Source organism: Deinococcota bacterium (assembly GCA_030858465.1).
In the GTDB taxonomy this organism is placed as follows: Bacteria; Deinococcota; Deinococci; order Deinococcales; family Trueperaceae; genus JALZLY01.
On record JALZLY010000232.1, the window covers coordinates 1 to 15161 of the forward strand.

Genomic DNA, 15161 nt, shown 5'->3' on the forward strand with positions numbered 1-15161 from the left:
CCACAGGCGCCCCCGGCGCCAGCTCGAGCCGCGCCGCCAGCGCCCGCGTCAGCTCGGGGCCGACGCCGTCGAGCAGGCTGCGAATGTCCCCAAGCTTGGCGCCGCGCAGAGCCGCCGCCAAGTCGGCGTCCGTCGCCGCGCGAGGGTCGAGCTTATGGTAGGGCGGCGGCGGCGTGTAGGGCAGGCCGGGGCGCAGCTCGCGGAAGCGGTTGACGCTGCTCGTCACCTCGCGCATGACCCCCAAAACGAGCCCCGCCTCGTCCAGCAGGGTGAGGTTGGCGTTGCGCCCCGTCAGCTCGGCGACGAGGCGAACGGGCGGGCGCTTCACGAAGCCCTCGTCGGCGCCGAAGTAAAAGCTAACCACCCGGTCGAGCTTGTCTTGTTCGGCCTCCAGGAGCGGGCCCACCGCCCTCGAGGCCAACAGCGCCTGAAAGCCGCTGGCGCTGTTGCCCGCGGAAGGGTAGCCGCTCTCTATGCCCAGGCGCGGGTTGGGCGGCTTCAGGTAGAGCCAGAGCGTGCCCGCCGCCAGGGGCAGGACGAAGGTCTGGGCGTCGGGAAAGCGCCAGCTCAGGCGCTCCACGGGCAAACGCGCCCGCAGGGGTGCCAGGGCTTCGGCGATGACAAGACCTTCCATAGAAGCAGTCTACCCGCGAGCAGGACCGGAAAACACCCCGCCGCTCCCTACCATCGAGTACAGACTTTGAGTATAGACTGTGAATATAGACTATAGGCATATACCTGATCCGTTGGAGGATGAGTGATGGCTACGGCAAAGACGGCTACGGCAAGATTATTCCTAAACGGCAAGAGCCAGGCAGTCCGGTTGCCCAAGGAGTTTCGCTTTCGTGGGGACAAGGTCTTTATCAAGAGAGTGGGGAACGCTGTTGTCCTTCTTCCCTATGAGGCGTCGTGGCAGACGCTGGCCGAGAGCCTCGAGCGCTTTTCCGAGGACTTTATGGCCGAGCGGGAGCAGCCCCAGAGCCAGACTCGTGACCCCCTCTTTGAATGACCTTTCTTCTCGACACCGACATCTGCATCTACCTCATTCGCAAAAAGCCGCAGGAGGTCTTGCAAAGGTTCAATGCTTACGCCGTGGGCGACATCGCCGTTTCGTCGATCACCGCGGCCGAGTTGCATTTCGGTGTCCATAAGAGCCGCCGCCCCACCCAAAATGCGCAAGCGCTCGAGCACTTCCTGCTGCCTCTGACCCTGCTTGACTTCGACGCTCGGGCAGCGATCGCATACGGGCGGCTTCGCGCGGCGCTCGAGGTTCAAGGTACACCCATCGGCGCCTTGGACACGCTCATCGCCGCCCACGCCCTCAGCTCAGAGCTCACCCTGGTCAGCAACAACGTCCGCGAGTTCACGCGCGTTCCTGGCCTGAAGGTCGAGAATTGGGCGGAGGTCTAGCGATCCAGGGTTTCGTCGCGGCGCCGGTAGCGGAAGTCGCAGTGGGAGGCGCCCTGCATCAGCGTCTGCGTGCGCTCGAGGGTGATGTCGTCGCTAAAGCCCTCGACGAGCGCGGCGTCGCGGCGGCACGACAGCGTCGCGCCGAGCCCGGTCATGCCCAGGGCACGGTAGAGCTCGGCGTAACGGCAGCGCGTGACGTTGAAGCTCCAGCGTTCCGGCGACCTCTCGAGTTCAATGGTCTCGAGCGCGCCGCCCCGAAACCAGGGCTCCCAGCCCTCAGCAAAGGCCGCAAGCGTATCCGAGCCCGCCGCTTCGCGCATGCTCTCGCCGGAGGCGCGCGCCGCTTCGGTGACGACCTCGCGCAGGACCTCCAAGGTGACCTCTTCGCCGAAGCGTGCCGAAAAGGCGGCTATCAAGGGCCCCAGCAGGCGCGCCTCGACCTCGCGGCGGGTGAGGACGCCGATGCGCGCGTTGAGGTCGTCAGGCAGGTCGTCGGCTTTCATCCCCCGAGTCTAGCTGATCATGGAACGATGAAGTGCAGTCTGGGCAGAAGCCTGTTATAGTGATGGAGCAAATCAAGAAGGAGGACATCATGCGTACTTTGCGTTCCCTGGCTCTCGGTCTCGCCTTGACCCTGAGCGTCACCCTGAGCAGCGCGCTCGCCCAGCAGGAGCTGTCGATCGCCACCGGCGGCACCGGCGGCGTCTACTACGTCTACGGTGGCGGCTTAGCCGAGCTCATCAACCGCCACGTCGAGGGCTATAACGCCGTCGCCGAGGTCACCGGCGCCTCGGTCGAAAACGTGGGCCTGATCGTCTCGGGCGCGGCCGATATGGCTCTGGCCCTGGCCGACACCGTGCTCCAGGCCTATACCGGCACGGGCGAGGGCCCCCTGGCGGGTCGCACCTTCGACGAGCTGCGCGCGCTCGCGGCGATCTACCCCAACGCGGTGCAGATCGTGACGCTCGCGGACTCGGGCATCACCTCACTGGCAGACCTGCGCGGCAGGCGGGTGTCGGTCGGCGCGCCGGGCAGCGGCACCGAGGTCTCGGCGCAGACCATCCTGGCGGCCAACGGCATCACCTACGACGACTTCACGCCCGAGCGCCTCAACTTCAACGAGACCGCGGCCGCCCTGCGCGACGGCCAGATCGACGCGGGCTTCTGGAGCGTCGGCCCGCCTACCAGTTCGATTTTGGACCTCGCCTCGACCCGCGACGTCGTGCTCATCGCGCTCAGCGAGGAGGAGATCGCCAACGCCGTAGCGGCCGAGCCGACCTTCGCCCCCTACACCTTGCGCGCCGAGATCTACCCCGGCGTCGCCGAGGAGGTGCCCACCATCAGCACGCCCAACGTGCTCATCGTCAGCGAGGAGATGGACGAAGAGCTGGCCTACGGGGTCACCCGGACGCTCTACGAGCACGTCGACGAGCTCATCGCCATCCACCCGGCGGCCTCCGACACCACCGTGGCGTTCAGCCTCGAGGCCTCGCCCATTCCCTTGCACCCCGGAGCGGTGCGCTACTTGGAAGAGACCGGCGCCGAAATCCCCGAACGCCTCCTGGGCGACTAGCCCCTGCATGCATACACAAAGGGGAGCAGGGCGGCGCCTGGCCGCGCTGCTCTTTACCTTGCTTGTGGCTTACGGGCTCATGGCTTACGGCCTCGCCGCCGAGCTCTGCGTCACGACCGCCGCCGGCGAGACGCTGCTCCGCCTCGAGCTCACCGAGGGAGACACCTGGTGCCTGCTCTGGAACCACTCGGTCACGGGCTTTGCGGTCCGCGACTGCTACGCCTATAGGGACGGCCAGATGCTCCTCATCAGCCACCACACCCCCGACTTTGCCGCCGGCCTCGGCCCCACCCCCGGCCGCGGCACGGTTCGTTCCGACGGCCACGGCGGCTACGTCATAACCGGCATCGACGAGCCCGTCTCCGGCAACCGCTACCTCCTGCGCGTCGGCAGCCCGCGGGTAGACCACCGCGTCGCCCACGGTGGGCGCGTCTACTCGCTCAGTGAAAAGGCGGCTGGGGCTCGAGCTATAGTGAGCATAGTTGGTACAGCGACCGGGGAAGGATCATGCCCAGCGAGCACGAAAGCCGAGAGCGGCCAGAAGGACCGGCGCGGATGAAGGACGCGCCCAATGCCGCCATAACCAGCGCCGCACCCACGGGCGAGGCGCCGCTCGCCCACCTGCCCAAGCTCGTGCTCGCGGCGGTCGTCGCCGTCGGGGTCGCCCTGTCGCTCTTCCAGCTCTACACCTCCGGCATCGGCCTCTTGAACATCTTCTACCAGCGCAGCATCCACCTGGCCTTCATCATGGTGCTGGCCTTTTTAGTCTTTCCGGTCTCCGGCCAAGGCCGCCAGCGCGGTCTCCTGGGCTGGCTCATCGACCTCGCCTTTATCGGCGGCGCGGTCTACTCGGGCTTCTACTTGTCCTACCACTTAGACGCCATCTTCGGGCGGGCCGGCTTCTGGGCGCGGGAGGACATCCTCGCGGGCATCATCACGGTGGTGGTCCTCCTGGAGGCCAGCCGCCGCGTCACCGGCGTCGCCATCACCATCATCGGCGCGCTCTTCATCGTCTACGCCATGGCCGGGGCGCGGGGCGCGCTGCCCTTTTTGGGTGACTTCTTGCCGGGCATCCTGGCGCACCGCGGCTATCCCGTCGAGCGCATCGTCGCGCAGCTCTACCTGGGCCAGGAGGGCATCTACGGCGTGCCGCTGGGCGTGGCGGCCACCTACGTTTTTATCTTCATCCTGTTCGGAGCCTTCCTGGAAGTAACCGGGGCGGGCAAGTTCTTTATCGATCTGGCCTACGCCGCGGCGGGCCGGCAGCGGGGCGGGCCGGCCAAGGCCGCGGTGGTGGCCTCGGCCTTTATGGGCTCGATCTCCGGCTCCTCGATCGCCAACGTGGTGACGACCGGTGCCTTCACCATCCCGCTCATGAAAAAGCTCGGTTACACGCCCGAGGAGGCGGGCGGGGTCGAGGCGGCCGCCAGCACCGGCGGGCAGATCATGCCGCCCATCATGGGCGCCGGGGCCTTTCTGATCGCCGAGTACACCGGCCTGCCCTACCTGGAGATCGTCAAGCTCTCCGTCCTGCCCGCCATCATGTACTTCGCCACCGTCTACCTCTTCGTCGATATCATCGCGGCCAAGCGCGGCATGAGGGGCATGAAGCGCTCGGAACTGCCCCGGCTGGGCGAGGTCTTCCGCGGGGGCTGGCACTTTCTCCTCCCGCTCGGGGTGCTCGTCTACTTCCTGATGCTCAACGTGTCGCCCGCTCGCGTGGGTTTTGTCGCGGTGATCAGCGTCATCGCGGTGTCGGTCCTGCGGATCTTGGTGCAGCGCTTGTTGTGGCCGCGGGCGGGCGCCGAGGCGCCGCAAGCACCCCTGGCGATGCTCGGCCTGGGCGCCGTCAAGCTCTTAGAGGCGCTCGAGACCGGCGCCCGCAACGCCATCCCCGTGAGCGTCGCCTGCGCCATTGCCGGCATCGTGGTGGGCATGATCGGTCTCACCGGCTTGGGGCTCAAGTTCTCGTCGCTGATGATCAGCTTCTCGATGGGCAACGTCGTCTTGGCCCTGCTGCTGGTCGCCTTGGCCAGCCTCGTGCTCGGCCTCGGCCTGCCGGTGACGGCCGCCTATATCGTCTTGGCGGTCCTGACCGCGCCCGCCCTGCAGAGCGAGTTCGGCATCCCGCTGGTGATCGCCCACCTGGTCATCTTCTGGTACTCGCAGGACTCCAACGTGACCCCGCCCGTGGCCCTGGCGGCCTTTGCCGCGGCGGGCATCGCCAAGGCCAAGCCCATGAAGACGGCCTTCGCCGCCTGGAAGTTCGCCAAGGGCCTCTACCTCATCCCGCTCTTCATGGTCTTCAACCCCGAGATCATCATGGGCGGGCCCGTCCCCTTGGTAGCCTGGAACGTGCTGACCGCCTTTGCGGCGCTGTTCGCCTTTGCCGCCGCCTTGGAGGGCTATATGTTTACCCGGCTGGACCTCGTCAGCCGCCTCTTAGCGACCATCGGCACCGCCGCCATCTTCTACCCGAGCCTAGCGGTGGAGGCGGCGGGCTTTTGTACCCTCGCGGCTGTGCTTACCATCAACCTGTTCAAGGCTCGAGCCGAGAGGCGCGTCGGGGCCGCGGAGCCCGCCGGCTGAGCCGAAACAGCAGGCTACCGGAGGAGCAACAAGCAGCGACGGCCGCCTAGTTGAGCAGCCGTTCGTGGCCGCCCAAGAGCCCTTTGGCACGGTCCAGGTAGTGCTCGAGCACCAGCCGGCGCTCGTCGCCGGGGTCCAGGAACTGGAGCGCGGCCTTGGCGTGGCGGGCGATCAGCTCGGGCTCGCGGTAGCCCTGCTGGACGCGCGCGTCGACCAAGAGCTCTTGCGCCGCCAGCCACTCGCGCTCGCCGCGCGGGCTGGCGCTGACCGCCTGCTCAAGCCACTCGACCGCCTCGTCGTAGCGAAAGTCGTCACAGGCGATCTGCCCCAGGGTGAGGCAGGCCGGGGCCACCGCGCCCAAGTCGAGCGCCCGCCGCGCCAGCTCGTCGGCCGTGGCCACGTCGCCCAGCCTGAGCTCTAAGTCGGCTAAGTCGGCGTAGAGCTCGGCGTGGTGAGAGTAGTCCTCGCGGCTGGCCGCCAGGAGCGCCTCCCTGGCCTCGTCCAAGCGTTCGGCCTCGACCAGGGCAAAGGCGTACTCGTGCAGGATGAAGGCTTTAAAGGGCGGCGGCGCCAAGCGGCTCGCCTGGTCCAGGGCCTCAATCGCCTCGCCTTGCTGCCCGAGCTCGAGGTGCGTCTGGCCGATGACCAGCTTGAGGCTGTAGGACACGTCGTTGGCGAGCTCTTCTAAGGCCTGCGCCTGGTAGAAGAGGCCCAGGGCGGCGTGAGGGTTGCCAAAGGCGAGCTGGGCGCGGCCCTCGAGGTAATAGCGCACCGCCCTTTCGGCCGGGTCGGCTAAGAGCTCCTCGCTCACGTTGGCGAGCGCGCTCAGGGTGTCGTGCGGCCGCCCCGCCTCGAGCCAACTCGCCGCCAGGCTCAAGAGCTCGCCCTGCTGGTCGGCGCCGCTCGACAGCGAAGCCGACTGCTCAAAGGCGTCAGCGGCCTCCTGCCACGCGCCCAGGTGCTCGTGGACCTGGCCGAGCAGCGACCAGCGCCGCCACAACAGGTAGTCGGGCAGGGTCGCGGCGGGCAAGTCGCCTAGCAGCGACAGGGCCTCCTCGTGCGCACCTACCAAAAAGAGCGCGCTGGCCACGTGATAGGCGGCCACACCCTGATGATCGTCGAGCGCGGCCAGCGCCCCGCGCCTGACGTCGTCGGCCGGGTCGCCGCGGTGCGCGCAGAACTCCCAGTAGAGGGCGCGGTAGAGGGGCGTCCTGGCGCAACCCGCGTGGATCTCTCGCGCCTCTTGCAAGCAGCGCCAGCCCCCGCCCAGCCCCTCACGCCCGTAGAGCGCGTAGAGCGCCGCCAGTTGCAGCCGCAGTTTGGCCTGCACCGTGGCGTCATAGCCCTTTTCGGTGGCGCGCTCCAAGATGGCAAAGGCCACCTCGTACTGTCCCTGCGCCAGGGCGCGGTGGACGGGCGTCAGCTCGAATGAAGCGGTCTTGCGAAACATTTGACCCAGCCTAACACGGGGCCGTTACACAAGTCTGTACGGACGACCGTCCGCGGCTTCATGAGAAGGAGGACCATGGCCGCGGCGAGCTGCAAGCTGGCTTGCGCGAGTCGTTCGGGAATGCTGCTTAACTGCTCACCCAAGAGCACCCCAGCCTCATCCTGCCCTGGTTCCTCCTTGGGCTCGAGCGCACAGCAGCGACGACGCGACCTTCTCGCTGCCGACGGGACTGTTTCCCGCCGCGCGCTGAGCTTCCCGATGGTCAGCACGTGGCACATGACGGTTTTGTAGAGGATGAGGAGCTGAGCTTGGCGCTCGAGGTGCTTGACCTGCTAACCCCTATGCTGGGCAGCTGTACCAAGTTTGAGGCTTTGGCCGTACCCGTGTGCTGTCCTTGTAGCGAACGAACTGTTGACTAGGTTCTACCCGCTGTCGCCGGGCACATTGGTGGCGGTGTCAGCGACCGATGAGTGTCTCGAGCATTTCGAGGCTATCTACCTGTGTCACATTCAGGAGGAGTCGGTCGAGCGATTCAAGTCCTTTTTGCGTCTCGAGATGGCGCGAGAACCGCTCCTGGAAGGTTGTATCAGGATTGAAACGGGCAATCAGAACGTTCGTGATGCTGTGGCGGAGACCCTCTTCACGACCCTCTTCATGCGCCTCGCGCACTCGCCTGAAGTAAGGCAGGTCCATCAGCTCTTCGTCGAGACTGTCCATGACCATTTTCTCTACCAAAGCGCCCTGTGAAACGGGTATTGCGATCAGCTCCTCATCTGATAATAGCGCAACCAGCGAGCTTAGAAGGCGACTACGCAACTCGGGCGGGTTGACCTTGCCGACCCGTGCGATAACTTCGGGCAGGATAACCTCGGGTTGCTCGATTCGGCATTGACCAACCAGCGCTAATAGGGCAGGGTGGCTTTGCGCCAACAAGTCTCGTGCGTCCATTTCCCACAATCGAACGACCCGGCACCCGCTTACGCCGGGCACTTTAGCGCCACAGCAGATTGACCTCACCAGACGGGCCGTGCACCGTATACACACCTGTATCGTCTGCTCCCGCCCCTTGACCGACGTAGATGACGACACTCATGATATCGCGCTGGTGCCTTGTCATAAGGCGTGCCCGATAAGCCAGCATCCGTAAGGGCATAGGCTCACGACTACCTCTTCCCTGAAACTCGAGATGCAGGAGGACATGGCGGCCATCCTCGAGCCCAACGTCATAAAGCTGGTCAATACTGAGCGAGTCTGCGGGGAGTTCAACGTTGTGGGGTGTTGCATCCACCACAGGGGCGTTGAGCAGCCAGCTGGCGAAGTCAGTAGGGAAGGCGCTGACGAGCTGCTTCAGGGGGTTGTCGGTGGAGGCCTCGAGCTCTACGCCGCGCACAAGATTCCTGAGTATTGGATCGTCAACCTCGTGGACCAACAGCTCGAGGCCTCCACCGAATCCCAAGGCCAGGAGTATCTCACGCACCACACCCACGGGCTCACCAAGAGCTTCGCCCTGGCTCGCTTCCCCGACCTCAAACGGCCGTGGTTGCCAGAGGGGTTCCTCGACCAGCAGCGACCAGCCGGGACCCGCCAGGCAGGACCAAATCCCCGCCAAAGCGCTTCAAGTCACGGGGATCGTCGGCCCGCGACGAACCGGACCGGAAGCGGCCAGTCGCCTGGTAGCGCGTGCACGTTGGTGAGGCCCGCGCGGTCGAGAAGCTCGATCGCCTCTTCGTCGGTGAGCACGCTCCCGCCGCCGCGCACGGTACGCAGCTCAGCCAGCGCCTCGGCGAGCGGATCGGTCAGCGCGGCGTAGCGGCCCAGGATAAGCCACCCGCCCGGCCGCAGGCTCGCTGCGACCCGCGGGGCAGCCGCATTGAGCACCGCTTGCGAGAGGAACAGCGCCGGCATCCACGCCAGGTCGAAGACGGCCTCGTCGGCGATGTTCTCCACCCGCTCCGCGCGAAGCGTGATGCGGTCTTCGAGGCCGGCGGCGGCGACGTTGGCCCGCCCGAGCTCCATTGCCGGCTCCCACGGCTCGAGTCCCACTGCAGATGCAAACGGGAACGTACGACAGAACGCGATGGTCAGCGCCGCGACCCCGGAGCCGATGTCGAGGATGCGCGCCCCTTGCCGGACCAGCGCCTCTTCCAGGCCAGGCAAGGCGGGCGCCACGCGGGCGATCAAGTCGGCGACCCGAGCCGAGGACTTGCCCTGCGACTGCAGGACGACCGGATCGGTATAAACCCAGCCACCCGCGCGCGCCGGGTTCTCGATCAACTCGAGGGCCTGTTTGAGGAAGGACGTTACCGTCCCGATCACAACGTCACGGGAGGTTGCGTCGAGGTCTTGAAGCGCCTCCGGGGGCGCGGTGAGCGCGGCCGTCCGGGCCAGCGCCTCGGCCACCGCCGGGTCGGCCTCCACGCCGCCTTCGTCCAGCCTCAGCTTGGCCGCCAGTGCGGCGGCGGTCTCCGCCGCGCTCGTTAGCGGCATGACGACATCCATAAGCTCCTGCTTGCTCATAGCCGCCTGCGGTTTGTTCTTGTCGATTGTCATGCTGGGTGTCTCCTTCCTTCAAGCTCGTGTGAGATAAGCCGATCAGGTCTGATCGGTTAGCCAGCCGGCGATGCGTTCGGCGAGCATCATCGTCGGCAGATTGGTGTTCGCGCGTGGGATTCGCGGCATGATCGACGCGTCCACGACAGCGAGGTTGTCCACCCCGTGCAGGCGGCCGTGGGCGTCGACCACCGCTCCGCCATCGGGGTCTGTTCCCATCCGGCAGGTCCCGACCGGGTGATGGTAGGTCCGGACCAACTGCGGCAGCTTCGCGCGCAGGGCAGCGTCGTCGGTGACCTCCTCGCTCGGCGAGAGCTCCGGACCGCTGACCAGTGACCGCAGGGGCTCGGTGTCGAGGATCCGCCTGGCCTCGCGCACCCCGGCGACGAGATACTCGGCGTCGCGCGGGTCGGTCAGATAGCCGAGGTCGATGTGCGGTGGCGCGGTCGGATCGGCCGAGGTGAGCCGCACCCGCCCGCGGGAGGCAGGATCCACCAGCCCGATGATCAGGCGGGCCTCTTGCTGGCTGTCGGCGGTGCCCTCGGTATCGAAGGGGCCACAGGCAAACAGGTGCAGGTCGGGCGGGCCATTACCAGCGTTATTGTCACCGTCGCTGCGCCACGTGACCATCGTTTGGTAGTGGGCTCGCGCCACCGGCTCGGCAGGGACCGGCACGTTGACCGACACCAGCGGATGATCAACGAGGTTGCGTCCCACGCCGGGCAGGTCCACCACCGGGTCAACTCCGAGCGCCCTGAGCTCGTCGGCTGGACCGATACCCGAACGCAGCAGTACAGCCGGACTCGCGTAAGCCCCGGCGGCAAGTACGACGAGATCACCGCGAAGGACCTCGCCGCCGACCAGCCGCACGCCACAGGCCCGCCCGGCAGCGATCTCGAGTCGGCGGAACACCTCGAGCACGTTGCTGAAGCCCCAATCCTCATTGCCAGCCGCCTGCCAGGCGTCGTAGTCCTCCGGGAAGCCGCGCAGCGCGAAGGTGCCGTTCACCGCCGACGAACCGCCGACGATCCTGCCGCGAGGCAGCGGAAGGGGTGGCACGCCCCGACTGCCCAAGACGTTCATGAAGCCCCAGTCGTGGTTGTTGTGCTCAGACAGCAGGCGGCTGCCATCGGCGATGTCGCGTGGGAGCTGCGCCCGGGTAGGGTAGTCGGGGCCAGCCTCGAGCAGCAAGACCTCACAGGCGGGGTTCTCGCTCAGCCGAGCGGCGAGCACGCACCCGGCTGAACCGGCCCCGACAATGATCACGTCAAAGGTCACGTTCTTGCCTTCGGTGGTCATGTCCTGCATCCGTGGTTCTCCTTTCGCGTGGTTCTCCTTTCGTGGTGGAGATGCCAAACGGAGCACTGCCAAATCACCACCAGTGATCCGAATGGCACCTGACTTTCGCTACACCTGCATCTCTGCAAGACCAGGACCCGACGTACACCGCTTGGGCGTACTTTAAGCAGCGACGCGGCTCAAACCACATTGCCCGGCTCAATGTTTTGGTTCACGTGGAAGAAGTTGTCCGGATCGTACTTGGCCTTGACCTTCTGCAACCTCTCGTAGTTATCGCCGTAGGTGGCACGAATCCGCTCATCGCCCTCTTCCATCATGAAGTTGATGTACGAACCGCCAGCCGAATGCGGATGCAGGGCCTGCCAGTAGTCGCGCGCCCACCCTACGATGCGCTCCTTGTTAGCCGGGTCCGGATCGACCCCGACGATGACCATCGACCAGGTGGCGTCACGATGACGCCAGGCGGTCTTGTCCTTGCCGACACGGTGGACGGCGCCGTCGATGGGATAGAGATGCATCGTCGACTTCGCGGTCGGCACCTCAGCGAAGCGCTTGTGCACGTTGATGGCCTCGTCGCTGAGTCCACGGACGAAATCGCCCTTCCAGTACCACTGGTCACCCGGCGGGTAGAGCCCGTCGAACATGCTCTGCAACGCCGGATAGGGCATCGGCCCGACGTGCGCGAAGAGCGGCTCGGCGACGTCCCTAGCCTGCTGGACGGCGGCCTGAGCTTGCTCTTGTGACCCCGTACAGCACCACAGCAAACCGCAGACCTTCTCGCCGCGGATGGCTTCAGGAAATGGGTCGGCCGCCGGTACCTCGGCGGTCAGGTAGAAGGCGTAGACGTCCTCCGGTAGCTGCGGCAGCCACGTACGATACCAGCGCAGGGTGGTTTCCAGCTCCTCGATAGGCCAGAACATCGGCCCGGCGATGACCGTGCTCACCGGGTGCAGCCGGTACTCGAACGAGGTGACTACGCCGAAGTTGCCGCCACCGCCGCGCAGCGCCCAGAGCAGGTCCGGGTTTTCGTCCTCGCTGGCGTGAACCAACCGCCCGTCGGCCAGCACCACGTCTGCCGAGAGCAGGTCGTCGATGGTCAGGCCGTACTTTCGGATCAGATAGCCGTGCCCGCCGCCGAGCGTCAAACCGCCCACGCCGGTCGTTGACAGGACGCCGCTGACGGTGGCCAGACCAAACGCGTGGGTGGCGTGGTCGACATCGCCCCAGGTGCAACCGGGCTCGACGCGCGCAGTTCTCGCTTGGGGATTGACGCGAACGCCTTTCATGGGGGAGAGGTCGATAACCAGCCCATCATCTACCAAGGCCAGGCCGGGGCCGTTATGGCCGCCGCTACGAACAGCCACGCTCAAGCGCTGTTCCCGCGCGAAGCTTACCGCCTGAATCACGTCGGCGACGTTCTCGCACCTCGCGATTAAAGCGGGTTTCTTGTCGATCATGCCATTGTAGATGGTCCGGGCCTCGTGGTAGTTCTCGTTGCCCGGGTGAATCAGCTCACCCCGCAAGCTCGCTTGCAGCTCGCTGGTGTCTAGTCCTGCACCCGTTCTTGTTTGTGTGTTTGCCATTGTGTTTGTCATGATGTTCCTCCTCTTCGATGGGTCAAGGATTCAGAAGGTTGGCCAGAGGGAGCGCCCCCTGGCCTGAGCATTCAGCGCCGTGCCTAGGCACGGCCCGGGAGCCCGAGCGCGTATGCCTCAGCTACCTGGAAGTACTCGTTACGGGCCGCGTCACCGATGTAACCGTTCACGTGCTGGCGGACCGCGTCGACCGATGGGCCTTCATACAGGCAGACTGCCGTGGACAAATCCTCCTTCGGGAAGAACTGGAGTGGCCGGACCCCTTGCGGGAGGTTCTCCGCAGCGGTCACCCCCTTGCCACGCTCCTGGAATGCGGTGGGGTCGGTAATCTGGTGCTTAATAGCGACGTACATAACTTGCCTCCTTTGCGAACTTTAGGATGCCAGACGGGGCACTACCAAGCCCCTACCAAGCCCCTACCAAGCCACGAGTCCCGTGCTGGCCACGCGATAGGTAGGGGCATCGGGTGCCTTGTTAGCTGGGGCGGGTTACGGCCTCGAGAATGGCGACTTTACCCGCCCCAGCGTAAGACGCTAGGCCATAAGCCTTACTACTCGCCGACCGGCAGCGTCGGCATGATGTCAGCGTGCTGCCACGCCTCCTCGAACTGCTGTGCGACGCTCGCGGCCTCCTCTGCGTTACCCTGCGCCCGCAGGCTCTCGGCAAGACCGTAAAGCGTCCAGCCGTTCTGCGGATACTCCGCTAAGTCAGCGCGGAAGACCGCTTCGGCTTCGTCGGGCCGGTCTAGGGTGAGGAGCGCCCGGCCTAAGTTGAGTCGCGCCGAGGCAAACCAGAAAGGCGGCTCCATGTAAGGCAGGCTGTCTTGTCGCGCTACCGCCTCTTCAAAGAGGGCGATGGCTGCCTCGTCCCCCTGGGCCAGCGCCAGCTCGCCTTGCAGGATGTTGTCAGCCACCGCCATCATGGTAGCGCCGGGGAAGAACGCCTCAGGCAGCTCTAAAGCCTGCGCCTCATCGCTTGTAGCGATAGCAGACAGGCTCGCGGCCTCCTGCTGCGCTTCGTCAAGGTTCCCTTGCGCAGTCAGCGCCAAACCGCGGGCGTAATGCCACATCGCGACCTGATACAGCAACTCAGCGCTCGGCTCGGGTTCAGCCAAAATCTCGTCCCACATACCAAACCGGACCATCGTTAAGCGCGGCATGCTCAAGAAGGGGTTGAGGAAGGGGAGTTCCACCGCGAGCTCGCGCGATGTGGCGGCGACCAGCTCGTCGGCGCTCGTGAGGGCCAAGTCGCTGCGCCCCTCTATCCCTGCCGTCCAGGAGAGAAAGTGAATGTTGTGCGGGTGGTAGAGCAGGGGCACCAGCCCTTCGACCTCGTACGCCGCCAGATAGGCTTCATCGGCCACCACCGCGTTCTGGTTTGCCACCGAGGCGTCGTGCCAGCGGCCGATGCGAGTGTAGATGTGCGAGGGCATGTGGATCATGTGACCGATCTGGATATTGAGCTCGCTCAAGTTGTCAGCCGCTTCCTCGGCGCGTTCGGGGTAGGGTAACTCCATCAGGTGGATGTAGTAGTGCGTCGCACCGGGGTGGTAAGGGTCTTGCGCCAAGACCGACTCGAGCGCCTCTGTAACGTCGACCGTCTCGGCGCGCGGTTCGCCGTAGTCGCTCCAGTAGTTCCAGGGCATCAGGTTCATGAGCGACTCGGCGTAGAGCGTCAGCGCGTCTAGGTCGTCGGGATACTGCTGTACCAGCTCGCGCATAGCCTCGGCGTAGGCGCGGTCGAGGTCGCTGCGGTCCTCCACGACTTCGGGGGTGTAGCGGGCGCTGAGCGCCTCGATATAGGCTTGCTCACGCTCGCTCGCCTGCGGGGCAAGCTCGAGGGCGCGCTCGAGCGCCTCGTAGGCGGGCGCAGCCGCTTCGGGCGGCATGGCGGCGTTGATGTGTGGGCCCAGCGCGAGCGCCACACCCCAGTAGCACATGGCGCACTCGGGGTCGTGCCGGGTGGCCGCTTCGAACGAGCGGACCGCCTCGAAATGATCAAAGCCGTAGGTGAAGATGAGCCCCTGGTCGAAGTACTGCTGCGCCGTTTCGGCACTGGTCGTCACCGCGAAGTGATAATCGCCCAGCCCCTCAAAAAGCGGCACCGATGCGTCGGGTGCGACTGCCTCATCGCCGTGATGAGCCTCGTGAGCCAGCGCGCCAAAACTAAGCGTTGAGCCTAGCATGAGGGCCAGCACAGCGCTAGCGAACAGTAATGTAATTAGGCGTTTCATGTGTTTCTCCTTTCTGACATGCAGCGTGGTGGAACTGTTTTTTGGATTTAGGCCCTGTGCCTTTTCACCTCCCTTCTTCGAAACTCACGCTCTTAGGGTGCCAGACGGGGCACTACCAAGGCACTACCAAATTGCAAAGAGCGTGCCGGAAATCGACCTACCTTCTCGAGCTCCCAAACGTGTACCTCAAGAGAGCTGCCTTAAGGTTCCCCACCCGGCGCTACGCCGACGAGGTAGCCAGGTCGTGAAGGACCGCCGCGGTACCTGCGGGGTCGAAGAGCTGCAGGTCGTGCGGCGTCGCCATCTCACGGTAGCGCCAGCCCTCGGCTCGAGCTCGAGCGCCTCAACCTGGAAGAGGAGCACATCATTCCCCTTACGGGCCTGCCCTTTCCGCAGGGCGACCTCCCGCTCGAGGAGGCGCGGCACTACGACGCGGTAAGGCTCTTCCTGCGCCGCGCCAAG

Annotated in this window: 15 protein-coding genes; 5 read left to right on the top strand and 10 right to left on the bottom strand. The window is 65.6% G+C overall.

Going from position 1 to position 15161, the window contains the following annotated elements:
- The coding region (locus tag M3498_11700) for an NFACT family protein (GenBank protein MDQ3459948.1) at window positions 1-634 on the bottom strand (634 nt) is incomplete at its 3' end.
- Window positions 635-760: 126 nt separating this feature from the next.
- Between M3498_11700 and M3498_11705 the strand changes: the two genes are divergently transcribed.
- Both M3498_11705 and M3498_11710 read left to right on the top strand, forming a co-directional pair.
- A complete protein-coding gene (locus tag M3498_11705) occupies window positions 761-1009 on the top strand; it encodes an antitoxin (GenBank protein ID MDQ3459949.1) in 249 nt (82 codons plus the stop codon).
- On the top strand, window positions 1006-1410 hold the full coding sequence (locus M3498_11710; protein MDQ3459950.1) for a type II toxin-antitoxin system VapC family toxin: 405 nt from the start codon (window positions 1006-1008) through the stop codon (window positions 1408-1410). Before M3498_11705 ends, M3498_11710 begins: the two co-directional genes overlap by 4 nt.
- Here M3498_11710 and M3498_11715 read toward each other — a convergent pair.
- Entirely contained in the window at window positions 1407-1913 is a 507-nt protein-coding gene (locus tag M3498_11715) for an L-2-amino-thiazoline-4-carboxylic acid hydrolase (GenBank protein ID MDQ3459951.1), read from the bottom strand. The genes M3498_11710 and M3498_11715 overlap by 4 nt on opposite strands.
- Window positions 1914-2002: 89 nt before the next feature.
- Here M3498_11715 and M3498_11720 point away from each other — a divergent pair, with 89 nt between their 5' ends.
- Genes M3498_11720 through M3498_11730 form a run of 3 tightly spaced genes read left to right on the top strand, consistent with a single transcriptional unit; the run spans window position 2003 to window position 5572 of the window.
- Window positions 2003-2983, top strand: a complete 981-nt coding sequence (locus tag M3498_11720; GenBank protein MDQ3459952.1) for a TAXI family TRAP transporter solute-binding subunit — start codon at window positions 2003-2005, stop codon at window positions 2981-2983.
- Between the two features lie 7 nt (window positions 2984-2990).
- Window positions 2991-3542 carry a DUF1850 domain-containing protein gene (locus tag M3498_11725; protein ID MDQ3459953.1) on the top strand — a complete coding sequence of 184 codons (552 nt, stop codon included), beginning with the start codon at window positions 2991-2993 and terminating at the stop codon, window positions 3540-3542.
- Window positions 3539-5572 (top strand): TRAP transporter fused permease subunit, encoded by a 2034-nt coding sequence (locus tag M3498_11730; protein MDQ3459954.1) that lies wholly within the window; start codon window positions 3539-3541, stop codon window positions 5570-5572. The genes M3498_11725 and M3498_11730 overlap by 4 nt, the downstream gene beginning before the upstream one ends.
- Window positions 5573-5618: 46 nt before the next feature.
- On the opposite strand, the gene M3498_11735 is transcribed toward M3498_11730, so the two are convergent.
- The 8 genes from M3498_11735 to M3498_11770 form a co-directional block, all read right to left on the bottom strand.
- On the bottom strand, window positions 5619-7022 hold the full coding sequence (locus M3498_11735) for a hypothetical protein (protein MDQ3459955.1): 1404 nt from the start codon (window positions 7020-7022) through the stop codon (window positions 5619-5621).
- Window positions 7023-7478: 456 nt separating this feature from the next.
- Window positions 7479-7970 carry a hypothetical protein gene (locus M3498_11740; protein MDQ3459956.1) on the bottom strand — a complete coding sequence of 164 codons (492 nt, stop codon included), beginning with the start codon at window positions 7968-7970 and terminating at the stop codon, window positions 7479-7481.
- A 43-nt stretch (window positions 7971-8013) separates the two neighbouring features.
- The gene (locus tag M3498_11745; protein ID MDQ3459957.1) at window positions 8014-8508 is read right to left on the bottom strand and encodes a hypothetical protein; all 495 of its coding nucleotides are present in this window, start codon (window positions 8506-8508) and stop codon (window positions 8014-8016) included.
- Window positions 8509-8642: 134 nt separating this feature from the next.
- Window positions 8643-9572, bottom strand: coding sequence for a class I SAM-dependent methyltransferase (locus M3498_11750; protein MDQ3459958.1), 930 nt, complete (start codon window positions 9570-9572; stop codon window positions 8643-8645).
- Between the two features lie 42 nt (window positions 9573-9614).
- Window positions 9615-10880, bottom strand: coding sequence for a GMC oxidoreductase (locus M3498_11755; protein ID MDQ3459959.1), 1266 nt, complete (start codon window positions 10878-10880; stop codon window positions 9615-9617).
- A gap of 170 nt (window positions 10881-11050) precedes the next feature.
- Window positions 11051-12454 carry an FAD-binding oxidoreductase gene (locus M3498_11760; protein ID MDQ3459960.1) on the bottom strand — a complete coding sequence of 468 codons (1404 nt, stop codon included), beginning with the start codon at window positions 12452-12454 and terminating at the stop codon, window positions 11051-11053.
- A gap of 95 nt (window positions 12455-12549) precedes the next feature.
- The gene (locus M3498_11765; GenBank protein MDQ3459961.1) at window positions 12550-12819 is read right to left on the bottom strand and encodes a DUF4242 domain-containing protein; all 270 of its coding nucleotides are present in this window, start codon (window positions 12817-12819) and stop codon (window positions 12550-12552) included.
- 197 nt (window positions 12820-13016) lie between these two features.
- Window positions 13017-14570 (bottom strand): hypothetical protein, encoded by a 1554-nt coding sequence (locus tag M3498_11770; protein ID MDQ3459962.1) that lies wholly within the window; start codon window positions 14568-14570, stop codon window positions 13017-13019.
- Window positions 14571-15161: the final 591 nt, after the last annotated feature.

Coding starts and splice junctions, on each gene's coding strand:
- M3498_11765 (MDQ3459961.1), bottom strand. CDS start 12,819: ATGTACGTCGCTATTAAGCACCAGATTACCGACCCCACCGCATTCCAG.
- M3498_11755 (MDQ3459959.1), bottom strand. CDS start 10,880: ATGCAGGACATGACCACCGAAGGCAAGAACGTGACCTTTGACGTGATC.
- M3498_11730 (MDQ3459954.1), top strand. CDS start 3,539: ATGAAGGACGCGCCCAATGCCGCCATAACCAGCGCCGCACCCACGGGC.
- M3498_11740 (MDQ3459956.1), bottom strand. CDS start 7,970: ATGGACGCACGAGACTTGTTGGCGCAAAGCCACCCTGCCCTATTAGCG.
- M3498_11750 (MDQ3459958.1), bottom strand. CDS start 9,572: ATGACAATCGACAAGAACAAACCGCAGGCGGCTATGAGCAAGCAGGAG.
- M3498_11725 (MDQ3459953.1), top strand. CDS start 2,991: ATGCATACACAAAGGGGAGCAGGGCGGCGCCTGGCCGCGCTGCTCTTT.
- M3498_11705 (MDQ3459949.1), top strand. CDS start 761: ATGGCTACGGCAAAGACGGCTACGGCAAGATTATTCCTAAACGGCAAG.
- M3498_11710 (MDQ3459950.1), top strand. CDS start 1,006: ATGACCTTTCTTCTCGACACCGACATCTGCATCTACCTCATTCGCAAA.
- M3498_11735 (MDQ3459955.1), bottom strand. CDS start 7,022: ATGTTTCGCAAGACCGCTTCATTCGAGCTGACGCCCGTCCACCGCGCC.
- M3498_11715 (MDQ3459951.1), bottom strand. CDS start 1,913: ATGAAAGCCGACGACCTGCCTGACGACCTCAACGCGCGCATCGGCGTC.
- M3498_11760 (MDQ3459960.1), bottom strand. CDS start 12,454: ATGGCAAACACACAAACAAGAACGGGTGCAGGACTAGACACCAGCGAG.
- M3498_11720 (MDQ3459952.1), top strand. CDS start 2,003: ATGCGTACTTTGCGTTCCCTGGCTCTCGGTCTCGCCTTGACCCTGAGC.